This window comes from Ferruginibacter sp. SUN106 (genome assembly GCF_050611765.1).
Taxonomy (GTDB): Bacteria; Bacteroidota; Bacteroidia; order Chitinophagales; family Chitinophagaceae; genus Ferruginibacter.
Window position 1 is genome coordinate 704914 of record NZ_JBODJC010000003.1, and the last position, 26042, is coordinate 730955.

Annotated in this window: 17 protein-coding genes; 12 read left to right on the forward strand and 5 right to left on the reverse strand. The window is 38.2% G+C overall.

Features of this window, described 5'->3' with window-relative positions; translation table 11 throughout:
* Nucleotides 1-14: 14 nt before the first annotated feature.
* Entirely contained in the window at nucleotides 15-533 is a 519-nt protein-coding gene (locus ACQ334_RS14555) for a T9SS type A sorting domain-containing protein (RefSeq protein WP_430988966.1), read from the reverse strand.
* A 1097-nt stretch (nucleotides 534-1630) separates the two neighbouring features.
* On the opposite strand from ACQ334_RS14555, the gene ACQ334_RS14560 reads away from it, so the two are divergent.
* The 5 genes from ACQ334_RS14560 to ACQ334_RS14580 all read left to right on the forward strand — a co-directional run bounded on the left by ACQ334_RS14560 (nucleotide 1631) and on the right by ACQ334_RS14580 (nucleotide 12068).
* Nucleotides 1631-2254, forward strand: a complete 624-nt coding sequence (locus tag ACQ334_RS14560; RefSeq protein WP_430988967.1) for an RNA polymerase sigma factor — start codon at nucleotides 1631-1633, stop codon at nucleotides 2252-2254.
* 127 nt (nucleotides 2255-2381) lie between these two features.
* Nucleotides 2382-3482, forward strand: a complete 1101-nt coding sequence (locus tag ACQ334_RS14565; protein WP_430988968.1) for a FecR family protein — start codon at nucleotides 2382-2384, stop codon at nucleotides 3480-3482.
* A gap of 108 nt (nucleotides 3483-3590) precedes the next feature.
* Nucleotides 3591-7013 carry a SusC/RagA family TonB-linked outer membrane protein gene (locus ACQ334_RS14570; protein WP_430988969.1) on the forward strand — a complete coding sequence of 1141 codons (3423 nt, stop codon included), beginning with the start codon at nucleotides 3591-3593 and terminating at the stop codon, nucleotides 7011-7013.
* Nucleotides 7014-7056: 43 nt separating this feature from the next.
* The gene (locus ACQ334_RS14575; protein ID WP_430988970.1) at nucleotides 7057-8583 is read left to right on the forward strand and encodes a RagB/SusD family nutrient uptake outer membrane protein; all 1527 of its coding nucleotides are present in this window, start codon (nucleotides 7057-7059) and stop codon (nucleotides 8581-8583) included.
* A gap of 98 nt (nucleotides 8584-8681) precedes the next feature.
* Complete coding sequence (locus tag ACQ334_RS14580) at nucleotides 8682-12068, forward strand: VCBS repeat-containing protein (protein ID WP_430988971.1); 3387 nt, start codon at nucleotides 8682-8684, stop codon at nucleotides 12066-12068.
* A gap of 125 nt (nucleotides 12069-12193) precedes the next feature.
* Here ACQ334_RS14580 and ACQ334_RS14585 read toward each other — a convergent pair whose 3' ends face one another.
* Nucleotides 12194-13000: an alpha-L-arabinofuranosidase C-terminal domain-containing protein gene (locus ACQ334_RS14585; protein ID WP_430988972.1), complete on the reverse strand. Its 807-nt coding sequence runs from the start codon at nucleotides 12998-13000 to the stop codon at nucleotides 12194-12196.
* Between the two features lie 248 nt (nucleotides 13001-13248).
* Between ACQ334_RS14585 and ung the strand changes: the two genes are divergently transcribed.
* Both ung and ACQ334_RS14595 read left to right on the forward strand, forming a co-directional pair.
* Nucleotides 13249-13932, forward strand: a complete 684-nt coding sequence (ung, locus tag ACQ334_RS14590; RefSeq protein ID WP_430988973.1) for a uracil-DNA glycosylase — start codon at nucleotides 13249-13251, stop codon at nucleotides 13930-13932.
* A gap of 18 nt (nucleotides 13933-13950) precedes the next feature.
* Nucleotides 13951-14688, forward strand: a complete 738-nt coding sequence (locus tag ACQ334_RS14595) for a lysophospholipid acyltransferase family protein (RefSeq protein WP_430988974.1) — start codon at nucleotides 13951-13953, stop codon at nucleotides 14686-14688.
* A gap of 143 nt (nucleotides 14689-14831) precedes the next feature.
* On the opposite strand, the gene ACQ334_RS14600 is transcribed toward ACQ334_RS14595, so the two are convergent.
* Nucleotides 14832-17543 carry a putative LPS assembly protein LptD gene (locus ACQ334_RS14600; RefSeq protein WP_430988975.1) on the reverse strand — a complete coding sequence of 904 codons (2712 nt, stop codon included), beginning with the start codon at nucleotides 17541-17543 and terminating at the stop codon, nucleotides 14832-14834.
* Nucleotides 17544-17631: 88 nt separating this feature from the next.
* On the opposite strand from ACQ334_RS14600, the gene ACQ334_RS14605 reads away from it, so the two are divergent.
* From ACQ334_RS14605 to ACQ334_RS14625, 5 genes are all read left to right on the forward strand, one after another.
* Nucleotides 17632-18990 (forward strand): N-acetylmuramoyl-L-alanine amidase family protein, encoded by a 1359-nt coding sequence (locus ACQ334_RS14605; protein ID WP_430988976.1) that lies wholly within the window; start codon nucleotides 17632-17634, stop codon nucleotides 18988-18990.
* A 65-nt stretch (nucleotides 18991-19055) separates the two neighbouring features.
* Nucleotides 19056-20072 carry an MlaD family protein gene (locus tag ACQ334_RS14610; protein WP_430988977.1) on the forward strand — a complete coding sequence of 339 codons (1017 nt, stop codon included), beginning with the start codon at nucleotides 19056-19058 and terminating at the stop codon, nucleotides 20070-20072.
* A 60-nt stretch (nucleotides 20073-20132) separates the two neighbouring features.
* Nucleotides 20133-21809: an OstA-like protein gene (locus ACQ334_RS14615; RefSeq protein ID WP_430988978.1), complete on the forward strand. Its 1677-nt coding sequence runs from the start codon at nucleotides 20133-20135 to the stop codon at nucleotides 21807-21809.
* A 151-nt stretch (nucleotides 21810-21960) separates the two neighbouring features.
* On the forward strand, nucleotides 21961-22416 hold the full coding sequence (locus tag ACQ334_RS14620) for a hypothetical protein (protein WP_430988979.1): 456 nt from the start codon (nucleotides 21961-21963) through the stop codon (nucleotides 22414-22416).
* 82 nt (nucleotides 22417-22498) lie between these two features.
* On the forward strand, nucleotides 22499-23380 hold the full coding sequence (locus ACQ334_RS14625) for a hypothetical protein (protein ID WP_430988980.1): 882 nt from the start codon (nucleotides 22499-22501) through the stop codon (nucleotides 23378-23380).
* Nucleotides 23381-23382: 2 nt separating this feature from the next.
* Here the strand turns inward: ACQ334_RS14625 and ACQ334_RS14630 are convergent, their stop codons facing one another.
* Nucleotides 23383-24522: a pyridoxal phosphate-dependent aminotransferase gene (locus ACQ334_RS14630; RefSeq protein ID WP_430988981.1), complete on the reverse strand. Its 1140-nt coding sequence runs from the start codon at nucleotides 24520-24522 to the stop codon at nucleotides 23383-23385.
* A gap of 120 nt (nucleotides 24523-24642) precedes the next feature.
* Nucleotides 24643-26004: a serine hydrolase gene (locus ACQ334_RS14635; RefSeq protein ID WP_430988982.1), complete on the reverse strand. Its 1362-nt coding sequence runs from the start codon at nucleotides 26002-26004 to the stop codon at nucleotides 24643-24645.
* Nucleotides 26005-26042: the final 38 nt, after the last annotated feature.

Genomic DNA, 26042 nt, shown 5'->3' on the forward strand with positions numbered 1-26042 from the left:
TTATTTTAAGGCGGTTAATTCGATTTCTGAATTGTGTAAATACATTTTTTTGCTTTACTGTTTCCGGCTTCCGTAAAAAATAATTGCAGGTAATATATGCCCGCCGCCAGCTTCATGATATTGTATTGCCTGGTGGTGAAAGTGATATAATCAAATTCATCCTGCTGTATTTGCCTGCCTGTTGCATCAAACAAAATAATTTTTGCACTGCCTGGTTTTAAAATACTTAGTTGCAGGGAAAAAATACCGGGATTGGGATTAGGATATACTTTTACTTCAGTATGGCTAAAGCATTCATAAACTGTATCTGCTATAAATGTCAGTGGCTGTATTATACCCTGCGTTATCAGCAAACCATTACTTTGCCAGCTTTGAACCATTGGCATTTCACCGATCGTGTAGCTGATCACAAATTTACCTGCCGTACCCTGGGATGAAGTAGTACATGATGTTTGCACACCGGGTACGTTTTGGCAGAATACATTTTGCCAATAGCACAACAGCATAATTACTACCAATACATATTTTTTCATGTCTAAAAATTATTGATGCAGGTACAAATTATTTGTAAATGGAGTTAGTAAAAACAGCCAATATGCAGACGGGGGTGTTTTCTGATTAAACGGGCATATACCTGTATATTTTTATCCTTATCACACAGTATAAAGGCTAAGAGGAAGGCTGGCAGGGAAGATGATTACTGTCAAAAAAAAAATTGTGCTGTATAAGATTCTATAGTCTAATACGAGGAAATAAATTAAATCATGGCGATAATCTTATTTTCTCAACTATGATTTATTTTTTAACTGATGGATAGTCTTACAATCATAAAATCAATCTTTTGAAAATAATACCGGGATGACAAGATTCGAACTTGGGCCAATTTTACCAGATCCCGTTATGATTTGTCAACAGCAACAATCAAAATGTGCTAAAGGATGAATGATACAAGGTTCTAGTTTAGCATATAAGAATCGTAACAATGAAAGGATTTTTCTCATATTTTGTTTCACCGAAAGAAATGGCGTAGTTAAATTATTGACATACAGGGATATAAGAAAGTAGTAAGGATCCAATCCGGATCGCAAAATCAGAATTAAGGTAATCTTCATCAGGATTACCTTTCTTTTTTTGTTACAAAACCTTACCATGAAGGATAAATTGCTTTCCCATTTTATCCATTGGCTTATTTCTCGGATAATTTGCTTTTTAGCGGACTGATTGCATACTCCGGTTTAGCTAACCTTTAGTAATTCACCTAACAATAATTTTTAAATCCTTTTTTTCGTTGGCTGAAATAAATAATGCAACAGCTGCTGTAACTTAAAACCTATATTCAATAGCGAGTACCACATAACGAGAGAATAATTTTATGCAACAATCAATAAAAAGTTGCATAAACCTTTGTGAAGATAATGAGTTGCAGTTAGTTGCATTTTTTAACGATGAATATAATTATTGTGTTGTCATTTTTTTTATAATAACAATTATAAAAGCTGAATTAAATTTCCTACTTTGGTTGTGGATTTACCAAAACTTTACGGTTAAGTAAACATGTCTATACTTTGAACAGTGATATGTTTCACCGTGACCAGATAAGATTTTTACTTGATTACTTTTACGATTGCTTATGAATAATGATGATAACTTGTGGCTGGGGCTAAGACAGGGCGATAAGGAAATGTTTTTAGCCTTATACAAAAAATACTACCATACTCTTTTATTTATCGGGCTTAAAGAAATGAAAGACGCCCAGCTGGTAAAAGATACCATACAGCAATTATTTTTATACTTGTGGGAAAAAAGGGAAACAATTCAGGAGGCCAACAATGTTAAATGTTACCTGGTTACTTCATTTTTAAGAAAGCTTACTTCTGATTGGAAAAAATCTAAACAATCAGGCGTACTGCAGGTGGTATGGAACAGTTATGCCGAAGATTCCCAACTCAATCCAGAGGAAAAACTAATCAGGAAAGACGAACAGAGCCATCTATTCAAACTATTAATGGATCGCATTAACGAACTCCCGAACCGGCAGAAGGAACTGATAGTGCTGAAATTTTACGAAGGCCTCAGCTACGAAGAAATTGTACAAAGAACCGGTTTATCCCACCGCACGGTATATAATAAAATTCACGAAGGATTAAAAAAACTGAAATTAGATATGGCAGCAAGCCAATATCCCCGTAGTGCCGCACTCCTGTCCCTGCTTACTCTTTTAGCAGCTGCGGCCACCATTGCCCCTGCCCGGTAACTATCAAAGTGGTTTTTTGTTGCCAGTTTAATACTAATCTCCCTGTTTAGAAAAAAAAATCAAAAATAACGGGTAAAAAATACCTGCTGCACACTCTGTTTTAAGATTGATACACTAATACTATATTATGAACGCTGATAAAATGAGCATCGAGGATCTGTTGTCTGACGAATCTTTTATTAATTACTGCAAAGGGATTTCTCCTGATGATATTACTTTTTGGGAGAATTATGTAAAAGTGAATCCCACCAGGAGCTTATTGGTGAACCATGCAAAAGAAAAATATATTCAATTGTTCAATGCCTTGGCATTGGCCGACCTGGAGGAGCAGGCTACCCGTTTAAAGAATAGCATCAGCGAAGGGGAAGTTGCTCCCGTTATTCAGATGGAACAGTTTGAAAAAGTAAAACAGCGGAGGATGTTGCCTTTGCTGTTTAAAATTTCAGCTGCAGCCATACTGATAGCTGGATTGTTTTTTGCTAGCCGTTATTTTGTTGCAGGCAAAAACAATGACATTAAGACCTATATGGCGGCTTATGGCGAAAGAAAGAATATTCAATTACCGGATGGGTCTATAGTAACCTTAAATGCCGGAAGCAATATTAAGATCAACGAAAAATTTGGAACAGCAACACGTGATGTTTACCTGGAAGGTGAAGCATTTTTTGAGGTAAAGCATGATACCAGCCACCCTTTTATTGTGCATACACCTGCAATGGACGTAAAAGCACTGGGTACAGCATTCAATGTAAAGGCTTACCTGAATGAAAAATCTACTGAAACATCTTTAATAAGAGGACTGGTAGAAGTAACACTTAAAGAAGACAATAACCTTAAGATGTTGCTTTATCCTAATCAGAAAATTGAATGGCGACACCCGAATGAAAATACAAATTCATCATTGGCAAAAAAAGTAACTGCTATAAATGTACCCGATAGCCTTAAGAAAAAGCTTGTGGTAACCCACAACGGCGATATTAAAGAAATAGCCTGGAAGGAAAACAAATTAATATTTGACGATGAGGATTTTGATGGCATTGCGGTATTACTGGAAAGATGGTACGGTGCAAAAATTAATTTCAAGGATAGTGTTATCAGAAATTACCGCTTTACAGGAATTTTTGAAAAGGAAGACCTGAATACAGTGCTTGATTATTTAAAAGAAGCCAGAAATTTTCACTATACCATTGAGAGAGGCGAAACATTAATAATAAACCTGTCAAAATAAAAATACAGGGAAGAATGCGGCAACATTCCCCCTGTACTAAAAACTTTGAAACACCTTTTATAAGAAAAAAGTGGTTTCTATTTTTTAATTAAAAACCAAAATAAAGGTATGAAAAAAAATCATGCTTACAGATGGAGTTTTGCACCTCCATCTTTAGCGAAGCTGCTTAAAATTATGAAACTAACCTCAATTCTGCTGTTTGCCTGCGCCATGATGGTACACGCCGGCGGGTTCTCCCAGGACGTGAAAGTAACCCTTTCGTTAAAAGGAGTAAAAATGACGACGTTTTTCAAAGCAATCGAAAAAGAAACCAAATACCGGTTTACGTTTTGCAATGACATTATTCCGGCAGGAAAGATTGTAACCGTAAATGCAAAAGAAACCCCGTTATTAGAGGTAATGGATGCCGTAATACTGCAAACCAGGCTTAAATACAGGTTTGATGAAACCTCTGGTGTTTTTATTATTTCAGAGAAAAGAGACCCGCTTTCAGATGCTGGCATAATGCGAACCATTACCGGTACAGTGACCCAGGAAGGTGGCGAGCCACTTGTTGGCGTGTCAGTGCAGGTAAAAGGCAATACCAAAACCACTACAACAGATAAAAATGGTGCATTCTCAATTGAAGTGGATGATAATGCAAAAGTGCTGGTATTTTCTTTTATAGGTATGGCTACACGGGAAGTAAATATTGATGGCAAAACAACCGTAACAGTAGCAATGTCTTTATTAAATAAGGCACTAAACGAAGTGGTGGTAGTAGGTTACGGTACACAAAAAAGAACTTTGGTAACCGGGGCGGTGTCCAGCGTTAACAGTAAAACACTGAATGAACTGCCTGCCTTATCCATTTCGCAGGCTTTGCAAGGCCGTATTGCCGGTTTACAGGTAACCAATAACGGTAGCCCGGGTACCGAACCTATTGTTCGTATCAGGGGTATCAGTTCCATCAGTTTTGCTTCGGATCCATTGTACGTAGTTGATGGTTTTCCTACAGGGGATCTTGCTGCCATTGATGTAAAAGATATTGAGTCTGTGGATGTATTGAAAGATGCTTCAGCTGCCGCAATATATGGTTCAAGGGCTACCAATGGTGTAATTATGATTACCACCAAGAAAGGTAAACGAAGTGGAAAAATAAGCGTAACCCTTGATTCGTACCTGGGTACACAGGAAGTTACTGAACGGCTTTCGCTGTTGAATACTGCGCAATTTATGCAATACGCAGTTGCTTACAGAGGTAGCCAGGTACCTCGCCTTACTGCACCGGATATTAACCAACCCATCTATGCAGGGGCAACACAAACCTACGGACAAACCAATACCGACTGGCAGGATGCGTATTTTAAAAAGGGAGCAATGAACCAACACAATATTGGTTTAAGCGGCGGTAATGACGTATCACGTTTTTATGCTTCTGCCGGTTATACCAACCAGGAAGGTACTGCGCCAGGTGTGGCTTATCAACGTTATAATTTCCGCATTAACTCCGATCATGTTATAAGCAAAATATTCACTTTTGGTGAAAATTTGTATGCCGCCTCCGGCGATCAGGCTTATGATAATAATGAAACCGGTTCCAGGACCAACCTGGTGAATGTTATAAGAATGATGCCACATATACCCGTTTATGACCCCACTTCTAATGGTGGTTACCGAGGTGTAGATGCTACTAAAGACGGGGGTGATCCAACTAACCCTGTAGAAGATGCCGCATTAAAAAATCCCGGTAACAGAACTACGGCAAAAATTTTAGGAACAGCATTCCTTGAAGTAAATCTTACAAAATGGCTTAAATACAGATCCACTTTCGGGATAGACTATGCCAGTAGTTTAAACTATCGTTTTGCACCGATTTTCAACGATAATGGGGCTATTGCCGGTTCAAGCGCTACACAGGCAACAGTTACCAATAACCGAAATATTTCCACTGTGCAATTATTTACGCAGCAATTGTCATTTGATAACACATTTGGCAATCACCACATAAATGCTATTGCAGTGTTTGAGGACCAGGGCCAAAAAACAAAGCAGGAAAATGCCAGTGGCAACCAGCCATCTAACGAACTGAGAACGTTAAATAACGCTACTAACGTTTCGGCACAAACGCTGATTGGAGAAAACACCCTACTATCTTACCTGGGCCGTTTGAACTATGATTATAAAAGCAAATACATGTTAAGTGTTGCTGTTAGACGTGACGGACTTTCAGTTTGGGCACCTGGTAAAAAATGGGCTACTTTCCCTTCTGCATCTGTAGGCTGGAGAATTGACCAGGAAGATTTTATCAGGAGCATGCCTGATATTTCAGAATTAAAATTAAGGGCCGGGTATGGCCTTACCGGCCTTAACGGCCAGGTACTGGGTAATACGCCGTGGTTAGTAAGTGTTGCTTCTAATAGTGCTTATTATCCATTTGGCGGATCAATTACCGGAGGTGCTGCCTCTTCAATACCAGGATTGGGAAATACCGACCTGGAATGGGAAAAAACCAAGCAGATCAATATCGGGTTAGATTTAGGGATACTTAAAAATAAGGTTACTCTTACTGCCGAATATTACCAGAGAAAAACTGACAACCTGATCTTAAGTGTTCCGCTTCCTCCTTCTTTTGGATACCTGACCAGCACAGTAAATCAAAATGTTGGCTCAATGAAAAACAGTGGCTTTGAAGTGCAATTGGGTTATAATGACAGGGAAGGCGCTCTTAAATGGTATGTTAGTACTAACCTGAGTTTTGTAACCAACCAGGTAACCCGTTTAGCCGAAGGCGTTAGTAATATTGAAGCAGGTGGTAATGCAGACTTTGGTTCTTATAATATTACCAATACCCAGGTTGGTCACCCTATCCAGGCTTTTTATGGCTGGGTTACTGAAGGTATTTTTCAAAACGCAGCAGATATCAGCAAGCATGCTAAACAAAATGCAGGTACTGCTCCCGGTGATATTATGTTTAAAGACCTGAACGGTGATGGGGTGATTGATCTTAATGACCGCCAGTTTTTAGGTAGTTTTATTCCTAAAGTAACTTATGCTTTTAACCTGGGGGGAAATTATAAGAATTTCGATGCATCGCTTTTCTTCCAGGGAGTACAGGGTAATAAAGTATTTAATGCCACCAGGGTAATTACTGAAGGTATGGTTCGTTTTTTCAATGCCGGTACACAGGTATTAGATGCCTGGACACCAACGCATACCAATACTAACATCCCACGTGCTATTTCTTCCGATCCCAATGAAAATGCACGCCCTTCAACAAGGTTTCTTGAAGATGGGTCATTTATGCGCCTGAAAAATATAATGATAGGTTACACTGTTCCTGTAAAATCTTTGAGTACTTACACCAAAGGAACAGTAAAGAGTTTGCGCATTTATGTATCAGGACAAAATATCCTGACGTTTACAAAATACACTGGTTATGATCCGGAGGTTGGTAACCGAACTCCTAATTCTTCATTAACCAATGGTATCGACTTTGCGGTGTATCCTCAACCTAAGTCATTCCAGGCAGGTATACAGGTTAATTTTTAATAGTATTGAAACTATAAGTTTTTATAAAATAAATATAATTGTTATGAAACAAAACATAAATAAAATAACTATAGCGGTGGCACTGGTATTTACCAGTATGCTAAGCTGTAATAAAAAACTGGATGTATTGGATAAAAATAATCCTACTACAGAAAGTTATTTTAAAACTGCATCGGAATTGCAGAATGGAGTAAATTCTGTTTACTCTATATTACGATCAGCGGAACTGGTTGGCAGAGAATGGTTTTTTACGCATGATATGAGAGGCGGGGAATGTGCTTCCGGTGGCTCACAGTTAGAAGCTCCAAGGGCAGAGCTACTCAAGCAGCCATCTCCTGCCCCGGCCAATGCAGTTATGTCTAATGTATGGTCTGGCTGTTATCAAATGATCAACAGGGCCAACCTGGTATTAGGAAAAGCACCGGCAATTACCGATAACATTGCACTTAGAGACCGTACAGTGGGAGAAGCCAAGTTTTTAAGAGGATGGGCTTATTTTGAACTGGTATCTCAATGGGGGGATGTTCCTCTGTATACCGAAACAGTTACTTCTGCTTCCGGTTTCAGAGGCAAGTCGCCTGCTGCAGATATTTATGCATTTATTATTAAAGATCTGAATGAGGCTGCTTTGGCATTACCTGCTACTTACAGCTCATCAGATAATGGCAGGGCTACAAGTGGTGCAGCCAATGCTTTGCTGGGCAGGGTGCTGATGCAAAAAGGCGATTATGCTGCAGCCAAAACTGCTTTGCTGAAAGTATATGGTAAATATTCACTTGCGGCAAATTATTCGTGGAATTTTGATGGTGATACTAAGGATGACAATAATATAACAGTAGCGACAGGCCATGAATTTAATGCTGAATCAATTTTTGAAGTGGTATTTGTTGACAAAGGTGATAACAATTTTAACTGGGGATATAATGGAGAAGGTTCTACCAGTCCTTTAAGTACAGTTCGCAACCAGGAGTATGGCATTACCTGGGGTAATGTAATTCCTTCTGACAGATACCTGAATGAATTTGAAAATAATGACCCAAGGTATAAGCTATCCATATACGAAGAAGGCGATAATATCCTTACCGGTGTTCCTTCGGGGCCATTAAAATTAACAGCAAGTATGATGAATATTGCCACCAGTATAAAAGGTGGAGTAACGCTGAAAAGATTTTTCCGTAAGTATAACATCTACGAATACGTGAATTCAGGTTTTCACCCGGGAGGTATCAATCAGCGAGTAATTCGTTATGCAGATGTATTGCTGATGCTTGCCGAATGTGAAGCAGAAGTAGGAACACCTGCACTGGCTGCAGGCTATATTAATGAAGTGCGTAGCCGCCCGGGGGTAGCAATGCCACCAGTTACAGCGGCAACTAAAAACGATGCGTTAAAAGCAGTAATGCATGAGAGGTCGGTTGAATTAGGTGCCGAAGAAGTATCGAGTATAGATAATTTGCGTTGGAGAAAGAAAGGGTATTTTCCTTCGCTGATACCAGAAAGGGTACCGGGCCAGGTTGACCTGTTTCCTATTCCGGCAATTGAAACATCTACAAATCCTTTAATAAAATAAGCAGCGTTGTTTTGGGTAAATAGGGGCTATTCCGGTAGCCTCTATTTTTTTGCCCACTTATTCAATGGCTGTTTTTAAAAGTATAACTTGTAAGCAGCATGAAAAAGCTTTTTACTTATTACACCTTTAGTGCTTTTTTGGGCACTATCTTTTTTTTGGTATCGTGTAAGCAGCAACAAAAAAACACTTTGTTTACTTCACTGCCTGCATCAGCATCGGGCATTACTTTCAGTAACGATATCCACGACAATGATTCTTCATACTCTTTCATCAATGAGTTTGGTTATATGGGGGGTGGTGTTGGTATTGGTGATTTTAATAATGACGGGCAGAAAGATATTTTTTTTACCGGCAACCAGGTAAGCTGCAGGTTGTACATTAATAAAGGCAATAACCAGTTTGATGATATTACTGAAAAAGGAGGCATTGGTACAAATGTTTGGTGTACCGGTGTAAGTATTGTTGATATCAACCAGGATGGTTATGATGATATCTATGTTTGTGTATTTGGCAAAGACCTGATGCACCGCTCAAAAAATTTGTTATTCATTAACCAGCACGACCTTACTTTTAAAGAAGAAGCCGAAACATACGGCCTGGCTGACACAGGCTTTTCAACACAGGCTGTTTTTTTTGATTATGATAAAGATGGCGACCTGGATATGTACCTTACCAACTACTTATTAACGTCAAACAATTCCAATACAATTTTCCCCCGTGATAAAAGCGGGCACTCCCCTGCCAATGACAAACTTTTAAGAAATGATGGAGACAGTGCTCACACAGGTCACCCTGTTTTTACAGATGTTTCAATGCAGGCAGGCATTAAAGAAGATGGGTATGGGCTTGGCGTAGCCGTTAGTGATTTTAATAATGATGGCTGGCCGGATATTTATGTTGCCAATGACTTTGTATCTAATGACGAACTATGGCAGAATAATCATGATGGTACATTTACCAATTGTATAGCCAAAGCAATTCAGCACCAATCTTATTCCAGCATGGGTGCCGATGCAGCAGATATTAATAATGATACACTAACAGATATTATTACCCTGGACATGCTGCCGGAAACCAACGAACGTAAAAAGACTTCGTTTTCGTTTATGAATTACGAACGTTATGAGTCGGAACGGGCAATGGGGTACGAACCGGAATTTATGCGCAACATGCTGCAGCTGAATAATGGTAACAGGGTAAAAGGTGATACCAGCGTTCCTTTTTTTAGTGAGATAGGAAGGCTAAGTGGTATACAAGCTACTGACTGGAGCTGGAGTGTATTGTTAGCAGATTTTAATAATGATGGCTGGAAAGACATGCATATTACTAATGGCATAGGAAGAGATTTTATTAATGCCGATTTTCTTGAATTCAGCAACAATATTTTCAACAGCGTACAAAGCAAAGAAGACCAGCAAAAGACGATCAGGAAAAAACTAGCTTCGTTAAAAAATGTAAATCTGCCCAATTATTTGTACCTCAATAACCAGGACCTCACTTTTACTGATGATTCAGAGAACGGCGGGATTAATGAGCCATCAATGTCAAATGGTGCTGCTTATGCCGATCTTGATAACGATGGCGACCTTGACCTGGTGGTGAACAATATTAATAAAGCAGCGTTTGTTTTTATCAATAATACCAATCAAAAAAACAAAACTTCTGCTACACATTATTTAAGCCTGCAGTTAAAAGGAGATAGTGTTAACCGGAAAGGATTTGGTTCAAAAGTATTGGTATACAATAACAGCAACGCTCAGTTGCAGGAAGAAAACCCGGTACGTGGATATTTTTCATCTGTTGATCAGCAGCTGGTTTTTGGATTAGGAAAAAATGACCATGCCGATTCATTGGTAATTGTATGGCCCGATGGAAAAAAGCAATCATTAAAAAATATAAAGACCGATACTACCCTTACTCTCTCATGGACAAATGCCGGCTTTAGCCTTGCTGCAAATAGTATTGAACCATCGTTGCTGTTTTCAGACATTACAGGATCTTCCGGCTTGTTATACAAACACCAGGATTTTCCATTTAACGATTATACCATTCAAAGATTACTGCCGCAAAAGTATTCGCAGCTTGGGCCATTCATTACCACTGGTGATATTAATAATGATGGAGCAACCGATTTTTTTATTGGTGGTGCATTTAATTTTTCCGGGCAATTGTTTACACAAAAAGCAGGACAAACATTTACTTCAAAAAACATTACCGATAGTATAAAGTTTGAAGAAGACCAGGATTGTATTTTGTTTGATGCCGATAAGGATGGAGATAGTGACCTGCTGATCACTGGTGGTGATATGCAATTTGAAGAAAATTCAGTTTATTATAAACCCCGTTTGTACACCAATGATGGCAAAGGCAATTTTAGTTTGCAGCCCTCTGCGATTCCTGATTCAATAAGAACCATTGCTGGTTGTGTAAGTGCCGGTGATTATGATGGCGATGGAGATCTTGATCTATTTATCGGTGGCAGAGTTTCAAAAAAATATCCTTTATCACCCAAAAGTTTTTTACTGCAAAATAACCATGGCGTTTTTACTGATGTAACAGCAAAAGTTTGTCCCGCTTTGCAAACACCCGGAATGATTACGGCTGCAGTATGGACAGATTTTGATAACGACGGGCAAACTGATCTCATCATTGCAGGCGAATGGATGCCGCTGAAATTTTTTAAGAACGATCATGGACATTTGGTTGATATCACAGCAAGTACCGGCCTTGTTCAAATGAATGGCATGTGGCGAAGTCTTATTGCAACTGATATTGATAACGATGGTGATATTGACCTTGTAGCCGGTAATCTCGGTTTAAATTGTGAGTACCGGGCAAGCCCGGCTGAACCTATGCAGTTATTTGCTACCGATTTAGATGGTAACGGAAGTGTGGACCCTTTTTTCTTCTATTATATAAAAGGCGAAGATGGTAATAAACATTCCTTTCCATCCATCAGCAGAAGTCGTTTTGCCGACCAGGTGCCCGCAATAAAAAAGCAATTCCTTTTAAATGAAGATTACGCACATGCTACATACCAGGATATTTTTAAAGGGAAAGCAACTGAAAATATTTTAAAGCTGTATTGTGATGAAACCCGTACTTGTTATTTTGAAAATACAGGTAAAGGGAAATTTATCAAGCATGTTTTGCCAATGGAAGCGCAATTTTCACCAGTAAATGCCATTATCTGCGACGATATAGATAATGATGGATTCAAAGACCTTGTACTGGCAGGTAATGAATACCAGGCAGAAGTAATGACTGGAAGATACGATGCTTCTTATGGTTGTTTTCTTAAAGGCAGCAGTAAAAAAATCTTTACCTCAGTTCCCCCGCTTACCAGTGGTTTTATTGTGAATGGCGATGTAAAAGATATGTCGCTTATTCGTTTGTTAAACGGAGAAAAAATATTGCTTGTTGCAGTAAACAATGATTCTTTAAAGGTATTCAGAATAAGTACTGCTTTAAAAAAGCCAAAATAAAATTATCAGTATCACTGCCTTTGGTCTGCAAAATGTAATAACAGCTTCTTGTTGATGAACAAGAAGCTGTTGTTTTTAAGTGCTCCCATTTTGTTCCTGGTGAGCCTTGCAGGAAAAGTTTCTGATCATTTTCCCTTTACACTAATTTTTAACTGTGTAAAAGAGTGAGGGGGAAAAGTACATGTAAGCTTATTGTTTTTAGTATCAATAGCTGTCTTTACCGGGATATACTCATTTTGTTTATCAAACGTAAATCCTTCCTGCAAATCTTTGCTGTTTATCAGGCTGGATTCGGCATTGCCGGCAAAGTCTCCCGAGGTATTGATAATATCAGCAGTAATAGCTTTATCCTTATGCCTGTTTACCACATTGATAAAAACAGTATTGGTTTCTTTAGAGTAAGTTGTGGTTACATCTAAATAAGGAATGCCTTTATATTTTTCTGTATTGAAAGTATCGCAATCCACATAAGTATCAACAGCACTGCCAAGGCAATTATTGGAGTATGCTTTAAAAATATAAAACAAAGGAGATTTAAACGTACCCTTTTTAGGATCACTGGATAATAAACCTGTTAGCATGGTGAAGTTGCCCATTTTTACCACATCGGCGTGCCGGATAAAAGAATTGAAAGATTGCGCCACAGGCAAAATGCTCATGAAATTACGTCCGAATGCGCCCCATTCATCCACAGAAAGATAAATAGGATTTTTAAAAGCCTGTGTATTGGAAACAGCTTCACTCATTCCCCGGAAATACACTTTGTATTTACGTCTTTGATTTACACCTTCCCAATAACTAAACCAATTATCAAATTCATCAAATGTTCTGATGCAATTGTTTTCATATTTATCGCTCTTCAGGAAGCATTCACTTTTTTCTTCGAGTGATGCATATTCAGATAAGTTTATTTTCATCCTGTTGTTTGGCATGACTTTAAATTTTTGTTGCAAAAAATTATTGTTTTCAAAAGGGGAAGAAGAAATAGTGATTGATTTGCTGAGTGGTTGAGTAAAGTAAATATAACTACTACCTTAAAATTTTGCAATACCCTAAACCGGGCATTACGCATGAGTTTGTTTGCACTTACTAGTGGATTTTATGAGCAACATAAGATAAGCATTATATAAAAGCGGCGATATTTAGAAGCTTTTGTATTTTTATGCAAATCTGTAATTTGATGGAGGTAAAAATTGAAGCTTCGTGGGCTGCTGTTTTAAAAAACGAGTTTACCAAACCGTATTTTGAGCAGGTGGTTACTTTTTTAAAAACAGAAAAAGCGGCAGGTAAAACAATCTATCCGCCGGGGGCACTTATTTTTAATGCCTTTAATCAAACACCATTTGATAAAGTTAAAGTGGTTATACTTGGCCAGGATCCTTATCATGGCCCCGGGCAGGCACATGGATTAAGTTTTTCTGTACCCAATGGTATTAAACCCCCTCCTTCTTTAGTAAATATCTTTAAAGAAATTCAAACCGATATTGGTATTGCCATGCCTCTGCAATATGGTAATCTTACCCGCTGGGCAGAGCAAGGTGTATTATTATTAAATGCAGCACTAACCGTAAGAGCAAACGAACCTTTTAGCCATGCTAAATTTGGTTGGGCCGATTTTACAGATGCGGTGATCCAGAAAATATCAGATGAAAAAACCGGGGTTATTTTTTTATTATGGGGAAAATTTGCACAGGAAAAACAAATACTGATTGACGAAACCAAACATTTTGTTTTAAAAGCTGCACACCCCTCTCCTTTTTCGGCTCATATGGGTTTTTTGGGGTGCAAACATTTTTCTAAAACCAACGACATCTTAGTTAAGCAAGGCCTTTCGCCAATTGATTGGAAATTATTAACTCCTTAATTTTTACATTAACATTTCATGAACATTCTTAAAAATATTTTCGCAAGATTTTTGGCACTGTGGGGTTTAGTAAGTTTTGTAATTACTTTTCTCATTTTCTTTCTGCCTTCTATGATGTCACACCTTTTTAAAGATGAAAAAAAAGGGCAGGCATTTTTTATCGCTGTATCCCGTTGGTGGATGAATATATGGTTAGTACTAGTAGGTTGCCCGGTTAGTGTAAAGGGAAAAGAGAATCTTAAGCCCGGGGAAAATTACATCGTTGTTTTTAACCACAATACCTTGCTTGATGTGCCTTTATCTGCCCCCTACGTTCCAGGGGCAAATAAAACCATTGCCAAAGCATCATTTGCTAAAGTCCCTTTATTCGGTTGGTTTTATAGTAAAGGCTCTATTTTAGTGGATAGAAAAAACGAACAAAGCCGTGTAAGAAGTTACGAAGCCATGAAGAATGTTTTAAAGAAAGGTATGCACATGTGCATCTATCCTGAAGGCACCCGTAACAGAACTGCGGAACCATTGAAACCGTTTTATGATGGCGCATTTAAATTAGCAACAGATACAAAAAAAGAAATCATACCCTGTATTATTATGGGTACAAAAAAAGCGATGCCGGTAAATAAATTCTTTTACCTGTTGCCTGTACCCTTGCGTATGCATTTTCTACCTGCCATTCCTTCAATTAATATTACTGCAAAAGAACTAAAAGAAAAAGTGTTTACTACTATGAAAGAATACTATGTGAAAGAAGTTTAGAGGTTTAGGGAAAAGTATGCGGTTGTAAATATTTTTAATAATATGCAATACTCAATTTTTAGTGTAAAGGGGAATTGTATTGAAGAGGGTTACTATCCAAAAGCAGTCCGGCTAAACTTTCTAAACTCTTCCCTCAAAACCATTTACAGATCGTAAAAATATCTTGTCCTGTTAATTTTCAGGTCTCTTAAAATACTTGATTTAGGACTGATGGTAATATTGAAAAAACGATATTTTCCTACTGGAGAAAGATTAATAGCCATTTGCCAGCAATGCATTTCTCTGGTGATATACATACTTACACCATTTATTTCTCCTGTAGTGATATTATAATACCCGCTACCACCCAGCTGCCATTTAGGGCTTAAATTCAGAGTGCCGGTAAAGCTTATATTTTGTGCAATATTTCCTTTGTAACCGCTATAATCAGCATTTAAAGACCTGAAATAAGTTAAGGCATAAGAAAAACTGATGCTCCATGGTATATTAAAATTAGCAAACTCCCCGGGATTCTTGCTGATATAAGAAGCTTCCTGCTGGTATTCATCTAATGGCATACCGGCATTATTGGCATTCTGCATATTCTGGTCGGTGGTATTAGGTAATTTTTCTTTCTTATCCCCTCCTTTAAAACTGGTTTGCAGGGCTATATTTCCACTGGTAAGTGTACCCAACGAAAAAGGCCTTTTTGTCCATACTAATTTATCAACAAAATCGCCCCTGCTATTGGTAACATAAGGCATGGTTGTTCCGCTGGCGGTGATACTGATTTTTTCAAAAAGATTGGTTCGTGCCTGTATACTGAATGGTGCCAGCTTAAATGAATCGGCTAAAAGATTATAGCTGCTATTGATACTGAACCCGTCAATTAAAGTAACTTTTTTTATTGCCGCTTCGCCGGTATCTTTTTTATTTTTCACTTTCATCTGGATATTATTATCTATTCCAAATGTAATAGCGCCAGATTTTCCTTCGCCAAATGCAGAAAAAATATTACCATCATAAATAGAAGGCCTGATGAAGTTTTTTCCTGTAGTATCGGTTTGTAACAGGTAATGGTCTTTAGCGTTCATATCGGGGTGATAACTAAAACCAAAGCTTGGCCTTATTTCATGCCGTATGGCTTGTACTTTACTGTTTTTACCAAAGCCGATCATACCAAATATCCTGGTAGAACCGGACACGCCAAATGACATTTCCCTTGCAGCATAAAACCCTTTGGTTATAGTGGTATCTACTTTTTTATCAGCAGCATTCCATTTACGAACAAACTTATTCTGGTACCAGTATTCCTGGTAACTAACGGAGGGGCCTATTTGCAATGGGCCCAATGGTGGTAATGATAAAGAGATAGGCACATTATGACTGGCACCCCATTGCAGTTTATCAATTAATTGTTTACCGATATTACTGGCGGTATCATAAAAATAAGTAAGGCTCTTGGCATTAGAGTTTAAGGCAATACCAAGGTTCTCGAACCATTTATAATTACCCACTGTTTCTTTACTTCTGAAAGGATACAGCGTATTTACATTAAAGGCAATATCGGGTAAATTGAGATTGATGAGCTTTTGTTCTGTATTCTGGTTGTGATTGGCACTGATGGTCAGGTTAAATGGTTTATCCTTCCACACTTTTGCATAAGTGATAGAAGAGTTCATCTGGTTTTGGAAATTCCTTTGCGGATTGTTGGGTATTGAAGCATTGAATTTACTGCTACCGGCATTTACACTGGCACTAAATGTTACCCCGGGCCTGGATTTTGTATCGGCCTGGTGCGACCAGGTAACATTAAAATTTCTGCCTCCGGCTTTATCAATATCCCTGAAGTGCTGAATATTAATATTAAAATTGCCCTGGTAATGATAACGCTTGTAATATCTCGGGCTTAAACTTGCCGTCCACCCCCCATAAGAATATATTGTGCCACGTACCACGGCATCCCAGTGATCACTTAATATTTTATAATACCCAAGCCCTTCCAATGCTAACCCCAACTGCTCGTTGGCAGTAAAACTAGGTTGTAATATTCCTGAATGCCTTCCTTTTGATAAAGGGAATATGCCGAATGGCAGCGATACCGGTATAGGAATACCCTCGATCTCGGGATGCACCGGCCCGGTGAAGGCCATCTTTTTGTTAATGAATTTAATACGGTTACTCACAAAAGAAAAATGTGGCGTATCTAAATTACAGGTTGTAAATCTTCCCCTGTAAGCATAAAAAACATCGGGACTTATTTTTTTAATTTTATCGGCATGTACAAACATTTCGTCCTGCTTGGTATAGGTACTTTTGGTTAACCCTTTGCCGGTCTTCATGTCTACTACGATGGTATCGCTAACCGATTTAAAATCGGCCTGCGTAAAAGTGGGCCACGAAATGACATTTCCATTACTGTCCTTTGTCAAATAGGCCCTCATCTTATTAGTTTTTTGGTCAAACTCAATATGTGGGGCTACTAATTCGTTATCTATATACTTAACCCTGGTTTCCTTGCCATATAAAATTATTTTATTGGTGGGTACATCCAGTACCATTGAGTCATCGGCATGATAACTTACGGGGGCATCAAGCGAGTCTTTGGAAGTTTTAAAGTTGATGGTATCAATTACAGTAACGATGGTATCAGGAAGTTGTTTTTTGATAAGATTACTATCGGGCTTTTTAACAGGCGGTGTATCAACAATGATCTGGGTACCAGCGTTGTTTAAAACAGCGTTGCTAGTTAAATAACTGTGAAAGTAAGGAGCATTAAAACTATTAGTACCTGCATACAGCGTTATACCTGCAAGCAGGAGTGCTGATGCCCATGTCAATATGTATTTTGCCTTACCTTTGTACAGATGGTTCATAATTTTGCAGGGCAAAAATAGCCATTATAACAGAATGAAATTGTGAATATTAATATAATTACTAACCCCCCGGATAAACCTTTTGTGTATGTTGAAAAACAAAGTGCCTGTTTTAGTTTGTATTGCTGCTTTCAATTTGTTAATATTATCTGATACCTTTTCGCAAAAAAAATTAACTACTATCATTGTTGATGCCGGCCATGGTGGTACAAAAGACCCCGGTGCTACCGGGCAATATGAAAACTCTTTACGCTCAAAAGAAAAAGATGTTACCCTTGCCATATCGCTTAAATTAATTGCAGAATTAAAAAAGCAAATGCCCGAATTAAATGTAAAACCTACCAGGACTACAGATATTTACCAGGATCCGAGAGAAAAAGCAAGGATTGCGAACGAGCTTGGCGGGCAATTATTTTTATGTATTCATGCTGATAGCGGCCCGTTAAAAACAGGTAGCCGCCAAATAGGAACCAGGGAAGAAACCCGTTATAAATACACTTACACCGGTAAAGGAAAAAAGAGAAAAAAAATACCTCACCCCTATACTGTAACAGTGCCTGTATATGAATATTTTAAAAAACCTTTGGAAAGAAGTGGCACGAGTGTATGGATATTTGCACCGCATAAAACGAGTGAAAAATTACAGGCCATTTTAGATGGAGGAGAAGATTTTGAAATTGAAACAGATACTACAGATGCCGCTTTAAACGATTTTGATTTTAAGAAAAGCCCAGAAGGAAGAGCGCTGGCACAGATCTATGCCGATCGTTTTCAATTAAGAAGTGATCGCCTGGCTACTTTTGTAAATGATGAAATAGAAAAAACAGGCCGCCGTGCATTGGGTGTAAGTCAGCGGCAGAAAGGGATCTGGGTTTTGCAGGCTACCAACATGCCTGCAATTTTAGTTGAAACAGGTTTTATTAACAATCCTGAGGATGAGCGCTATATCAATAGCGAAAAAGGCCAGCAGGAAATTGCAGAAGCCATTACAGCTGCGGTAAAACGTTACAAACAACAAATTGAAAATTCCAATAAACCAACTGCGGTTGCAGAAACAGCAAAACCCAAAGAAGAAAAAGAAGTAACTGCTGCATTTGAAAGCAGGCCTACAAAAGAAGCCAAAGTACTGCAGGTAAAAAGCGATAAAGTGAGAGTGGAATTATTTGATGATGGCGAAGTTGATGGCGATAATGTGTCGGTATATTTCAACAAAAACCTGGTTGTTAATAATAAAGCTTTAACTGCCAACGGCTATGTTTTTAATTTGGAACTGGTGCCTGGCAAAACCAATGAGCTGGTACTGTTTGCGGATAATTTGGGAACAATTCCTCCAAACACCGCCTTGATGGTAATTACCGATGGCACAAGCCGCTATGAAGTGAGGCTGGCTGCCGACCTGAAAAACAATGCTTCAATAAGGTTTGAATTTAAACAGCAGCATCCATAGATTTTATAAAATAACTTGCAGGTATATTAATTATATTTGACCAATATATCTAACTAACTACTATTATGAAAATTTCTAACGAAACCAAAATAGGTGTACTTACTGCCATAGCTATCACCATTATGATATTGGGTTTCAATTTTTTAAAGGGAAAGACTTTCTTTGGAAAGAGCCATACCTTTTTTGCAAAATATACCAATGTACAAGGCCTTGCCAACAGTAATCCTGTAATGATAAACGGGTTACAGGTTGGTACAGTGTATAGCATTACTACCGATAAAAACATGAAAGAGATACTGGTGAATATGACCCTCACCAAAGATGTGAATATCCCGGTAAATTCTTATGCCACTATCAGGAACAATCCCCTTGGCACCACTACTGTAGAAATAAGGCTGGGTGATGCAACACAATACCTGCCCATTAATGATACTATCAGAACTGAAAAAAGTGCCGGCATTTTAGACGAGGCTGTACAGGAGATCAGGCCGGTTTTGGGCCAGGTGAAAAATGCAGTAAAATCTCTTGATTCTGTTTTAATGACCCTTGCCGGAGTACTTGACCCCAATGCAAAAAACAATATCCGTGGCATTTTAGAAAACCTGAGTAAAACTACAGCAGGCTTAACCGTGTCATCTGCCTCTTTGCAAACATTGCTCAATACAGAAACAGGTGCTTTAGCAAAATCTTTAAATAACGTTAGTGCATTTACAGGTAACCTTGCTAACAACAATGAAAAGTTAAATGCTGTAATGACAAACCTGGATAAAACAACAACCAACCTTTCTAATTTAGACCTGGAGAAAACATTAAACACTTTGAACGGAACCATTGGCGAATTGAAATCTACTATTGGCAAGCTTAATACCAAAGATGGTACTGCAGGGTTAATGCTGAACGACACAAAACTATACAATAACCTTACCGCTACTGCCAATAAACTCAATTTGTTGCTGGATGATTTGAAAACAAATCCTAAAAGATACATCTCCTTTTCTGTGTTTGGAAAAAAATATAAAGGTGATGCACTTGTTGTTCCATTGCCAGACACCGTGAATGCCCCTTACACCAAACAAAAATAATTTTACCATTCTGTTATAAAATAATTTCATCAACTTGCGGCAGAATTAAATAATTAAGCATTGCAATTGAAATTTACTGTTACTCTTTTTATAGTATTATTAGCGTTTTGTGCTAAGCAATCCACTGCACAGCAAAAAATTATTGCCGCTCCACCGCAACCACAGGATACTGTACGGGTAATACAAATTGTAAAAGCAAGAAGTTTAAGAGAAAAAACAATCGACTCGGTAACTACCATTGAAACTGCCGCTGGTGATGCAGTAATAAAAGAAGGCCTCACCACCACTTATTGCGACAGTGTAGTGATCAACCGCAGAACCAATATTGTAGAAGCCTTTGGCAATATTCATATCAACGACAACGACAGCATTCACACGTACGCACAATCATTGCGATATGTAGGTGCCGACAGAATTGCCTACCTGAAAAAGAATGTAAAACTTACCGATAAAAAAGGCACGCTGTTAACAGATGAACTGGAATACAATTTAAGAACCGGTATTGCTACCTATAAAAATGGCGGTAAAGTAATTAACGGGCAAACTATATTAACCAGTAAAGAAGGTACATACATTGCCGAAACCAAAGACGTTTTCTTTAGAAAAGATGTTTATTTTAAAGATCCTAATAACACAATCACTACTGATAGCCTTCAGTATAATTTAAGAACCAACATTGCTACTTTTATTGCACCCACACATATTGTTGGTAAAGATGGAAGTATTACTGATACTAAAAGCGGTTCCTATAATTTAAGTACAGGCGAAGCAATATTTGACAAACGTACCACCTACCGTGATAGTACACATTCTATCTCAGGAGATCAAATGGCTTTTGATAAAAAGTCAGGACTGGTACAAATTTTTGGCAATGGCAAACTTGTTGATAGTGTAAACAAAGTGACTGTAATTGGCAATGAAATTTATTTAGATACTAAGAAGAATTCTTTTTTAGCCACAAGAAAACCTGTGATGATATTATACAGAGATGGCGATAGTACCTACATAGCAGGTGATACTTTGTTTAGCGGCTTAAGAAAATATGATAGCCTGGAAAGAAAAATTGCTATTGTAAAAGATACCCTCACAACAACAGCAGTAATCGCCAACGATTCAAGCAGCACAGCAGGTACCAACGTAAAAGCAGTAAACCTTAATTCAAAAGATACAGCCGTACGATATTTTTTAGCCTTTCATCACGTTCGTATTTTTAATGACAGCCTGCAGGCTGTAAGTGACAGCCTCCACTACTCTACTGCCGATTCTACTTTTAAACTGTTTGGACAACCATTGGTGTGGAATGGAAAAACCCAGGTTGCCGGTGATACTATTTATATGTACACTGAAAAACAAAAGCCGCAGCGCCTCTATGTTTTTTATAACAGCATTGTTATCAGCCAAACCGCCGACCAGTTATTTAACCAGATCGGTGGCAGGACATTGAATGGTTATTTTAAAGACGGCACCATAGATTACATCAGGGTGAAGGGATCGCCTGCAGAAAGTATTTTTTATCCGCAGGATGATGACAGTGCCTACACAGGCATGAACCGAAGCAGCGGCGATGTGATTGATATTTACTTTGTAAAAAAGGAATTGAACAAAGTAAAATTCATTAATAATGTAGATGGCATAATGTATCCTATCCGCCAGATACCCGCCGATAAAAAAACACTGCATAATTTTAAATGGCAGGATGCAAGAAGGCCAAAAAATAAATTGGAATTATTCGAGTAGGAATGCGGTTGCGACGCATTCTGAGCACGCCACAGGCGTGCTTTTACATTTACAAAATCCTTAACATCAAAATCCGCCTTCTGTTCGTTTAACAGCAAGTAATGCAATACACTGGCATCATTTTCGATTAACCTTTCAAAAAAAATCAGCCATGAAAAAGTTATTCTTGTTACTTGTTGTTGCCCTTGCTTTTTCCCTTAATACAAAAGCACAGGATGAAAGTTCCTCTTACAAAGATGCAATTGGTATACGTTTAGGTTCATCAGTACCTGCAATTAAAAACGGTATCACGTACAAACATTTTATCGGGAACAATGCTATTGAAGGAATTTTAAGTTTTGGAGATGGTGTGGGTATTTGCGGCCTGTACGAAATTCACAAACCATTGTCTACCGAAAACCTGCAATGGTTAATTGGTTTTGGTGGTTATGTTGGCTTTAATAATAGTTCCAGCAATGTGGGAGCTGCCGGCATTATCGGGTTAGATTATAAGTTTAACCAGATACCATTAAATCTTACATTAGACTGGAAACCGGAATTGAATATTATTTCTAAAGTTGGTTTTGAAGCAGCAGGTGTAGGCTTCTCTGCAAGGTTTACTTTTTAATTCCCCTCAACAATATGTTAAAAGAGACTGTTATATTTGACGGTCTCTTTTTGTTTATTTACATTACAGTAAATTAAAACTTATGAAAAAATATATACTCACCCTTATCATCTTTTTTTCAGGTTTTGCTGCAACTGCCCAGGATATCAATTTAACCGACTCTGTAATTTATTTTGGCAATAAACCTGTTGCCTATTATGTAAAAGAATTAAACCAAAGCAACCCTCATTACAACATTTATATAATTGGTTTAAATATGAAAATGCTTATTGCCGCACAGGTAGTAAAGTTTGATGCACCGGTAAGGGAGCTGAAACCTTTTTATTATTACGATGTGATTTTTGCCAATGAGAAAGACACTTTTGCTATTTACCATGAAGGGCAGGCATTTGCTGTTGAACTTGCATCTTTATTAAAACAATACAATTTATTAGACGGTAACAAGATCAATAAATATTCCCTGGCGAAATTTAAAAGGGATCATATTGGCAATGCCTCTTTGAAAGCAAAAATTAAAGAGTACGAAGATTACTTAGATGTAAACAGGTATTTTAATGAACAAACTGTAAGAGACCGTACCAAACCTGTAACTATTGTGAATGATAAGATTATTATGCAGGATGGAAAGAAGATCGGACTGGTGGTTACCAATATAAATAATACGAGTGGTGGTGTGAGCAATACTTATAAAAAAGTGCTTACAAAGGACAACACTGTTGCTGTTGAGATTGACACTAAAGACAGAGGCACGTCTAATAGTGCCAGTAACGAATACACGCAGATCATGTTACCTACTAACAGAATTGTGGATGCATCGCAGGTAATTATCGAGTCAAAAGACAGGAAAAGAAAACATTCCAATCCTCCTACATTGTATGAAATATCTGTTCCACTAAACCAATCTTCCAGGAACGAAGATCAGTTATGGTATGTTTGCCAATTGGTAGAAAACTATTTGCTGTAGTTTTATTTCAGCTTTGCCAGGGCTTCTTTAATTCTTGCCCATGCCCTTTCAATATTGGTCATGCTGTTGGCAAAAGAAAACCTTACACAATTAGGTTCGCCAAAAGCATCGCCCATTACAGAAGATACATGCGCTGTATTCAGCAAATACATGCTGAAGTCTGCAGCATTGGCAATGGTTTGCGTGCCATCCGATTTACCATAGTAATAGGAAACATCCGGAAAAATATAAAACGCACCTTCAGGTTCAAAACATTTAAACCCCGGAATATCTTTTATCAGTTCCAATACTTTTGATCTTCTCCTGGTAAACTCTTCCGTCATCTCTGCTGAAGGTTTTAAATTACCGGTAAGTGCAGCTACCGCTGCTTTTTGGGTGATTGAGCAAGTACCGCTGGTCAATTGTCCCTGTATCTTTTCACAAGCCTTTGCAATTTCCACATTGGCCGCAATATAACCCAGGCGCCAGCCCGTCATGGCGAAGCCTTTGCTTAAACCATTTACAAGAATGATGCGGTCTTTTAAATCGCTGAACTGTGCAATGCTTTCGTGGCCGCCTACAAAATTGATGTATTCGTAAATTTCGTCTGAAAGAATGATTACTTCAGGGTGTTTTCTGAACACTTCTGCAAGACCTTCTAATTCAGCCTTGCTGTAAACTGCACCTGAGGGGTTACAAGGAGAAGAAAACATGAATAATTTTGTCTTACTTGTAATAGCTGCTTCCAGTTGTGCAGGAGAACATTTGAAACCACTTTCAGGTGATGTTCTTATTTCTACCACTTTACCACCGGCCATTTTCACCAATTCAGAATAGGTAACCCAGTATGGTGTAGGAATCACTACTTCATCGCCATTATCAACCACCGCATAAATAGCATTGGCTAAACTTTGCTTGGCACCTGTTGAAGTAATTATATTTTCCGGCTTATAATCTAAATTATTATCTCTTTTCAGTTTGGTACAAACAGCTTCACGTAAATCTGCAAAGCCTGCAACAGGAGTGTAATGGCTCCAGTTATCGTTGATGGCTTTTATAGCTGCATCTTTAATGTGTTGCGGTGTATCAAAATCCGGTTCTCCCAGGCTGAGATCGATAACATCAATTCCGCTGGCTCTTAATTCCCTTCCCAATTTGGCCATTTTAAGGGTTTCTGGCTCGTTAAATCTGGTTAAAAGTGTTGATAGTTGCATATTTTGCAAAAGTAATTATAACTGGTTAAATAAAATCAATCAAATGCGATTATTGTTTAGAAATATTTTTTATTGTTTATCGTATATAAATTTAAAATCAGACAGGTCGGGCAAAAATTGCTTTGGCCTTTTTACTTCATAATTATAAATTATCTGTCCCAGGTTTTTCATAAAGGGAAGCCCGGTCGTTTTATAGTCGTACTTATCATCGTTTAAAGTACCATCGCTATTGCAATAAATTACAGCCGATAAAAAGAACTCCACTCCTTTATCATAATCTACTATGTATGCCACATCAAGCATATGACCGTAAGCATCGCCTGGCTTATTAAATATCCTGATATTGCCGGGCATAGCTTTAAGTGAAGCGGATGGATCTCCACCCAATAATAAAAATTTACAATAGGCAGGAAAATAAGTGAGTGTATCAGCACTGTAAGGGGGAAAAGTACTTTCTGTTGGAAGCTGGCTCATATATTTTAAAACAAATTTCCTGTCATCTTCTGTAATATTAAAACGCTGGCTTGCTGTAACTCTTTCCGGAAATACAAGACTTACCAGGATATTGTGCAGGTCTTCCAGGCTGATCCTGTTCTTTTTTGAAAAATCCATTGGCCCGTTTACAAGGTTACCTCCTCTATAAAAACTTTTCCCAAGGCTGTCATTTCTTACTGCATATTGTGACATATTATTTTGCAGTGGTTGCTGATATAAAATATTCCCTGTACCATCCAGGAACTTAATGGGGTTAGTTTGCCTGTTCGCCAATTCCGGCAATACAATATCAAGACGATGCAGTATTTGTACATCGTCATATCCTTTTTTATTCAATTTCTTATTAATGTATTCCTGTCCCAAAAATTCATACAACCGGTTAAAGGCATCGTTGTCGCTTACCATCAGTATTTTTTTTATATACTGGGCAATGGTGGGCTTACCATCAATGGTTGTAGGATCGTTGTACACGGCAGTTTGCTGGTTGTTCCCCACCTCTGTTATCATAGTGGTGTTCTTGTCTATGCCCTTATCTTTTAATTCGTTAAGCTTTTGTAATGCCAGTAGTGCAATGGGGAATTTAACTGTTGATGCCGGATAAAAATAATTAGCCGGGTTTACATTAAAATAATAATTCTTCAATGCCGGTACTCCGTTTGCCCCCCGGTTCACCTGTGTATAAATGATTTGCACATTCCAGTCTTTTTTGTGGATAAGAATACTATCAAAAAAAGCAGGGTACTGCATTAAAAGGTTGGTCAACTGCGAATCTGTTTTTGACAGATCAGGCATTACAGGAGCTGTGGGAGCCACAGGAGGTATTACGGCAACAGGTGGCATTTCTGCCTGAGTAACAACTTTTTTTGTGGGTGAGCAGGCGGCCAGAAAAAAGAGCAGAACTAAACCCCGGATACCACTATTTCGATACAACTGCATGTAATTGATTTAGGGTGCAAATTGAGCAAAATTCTAAA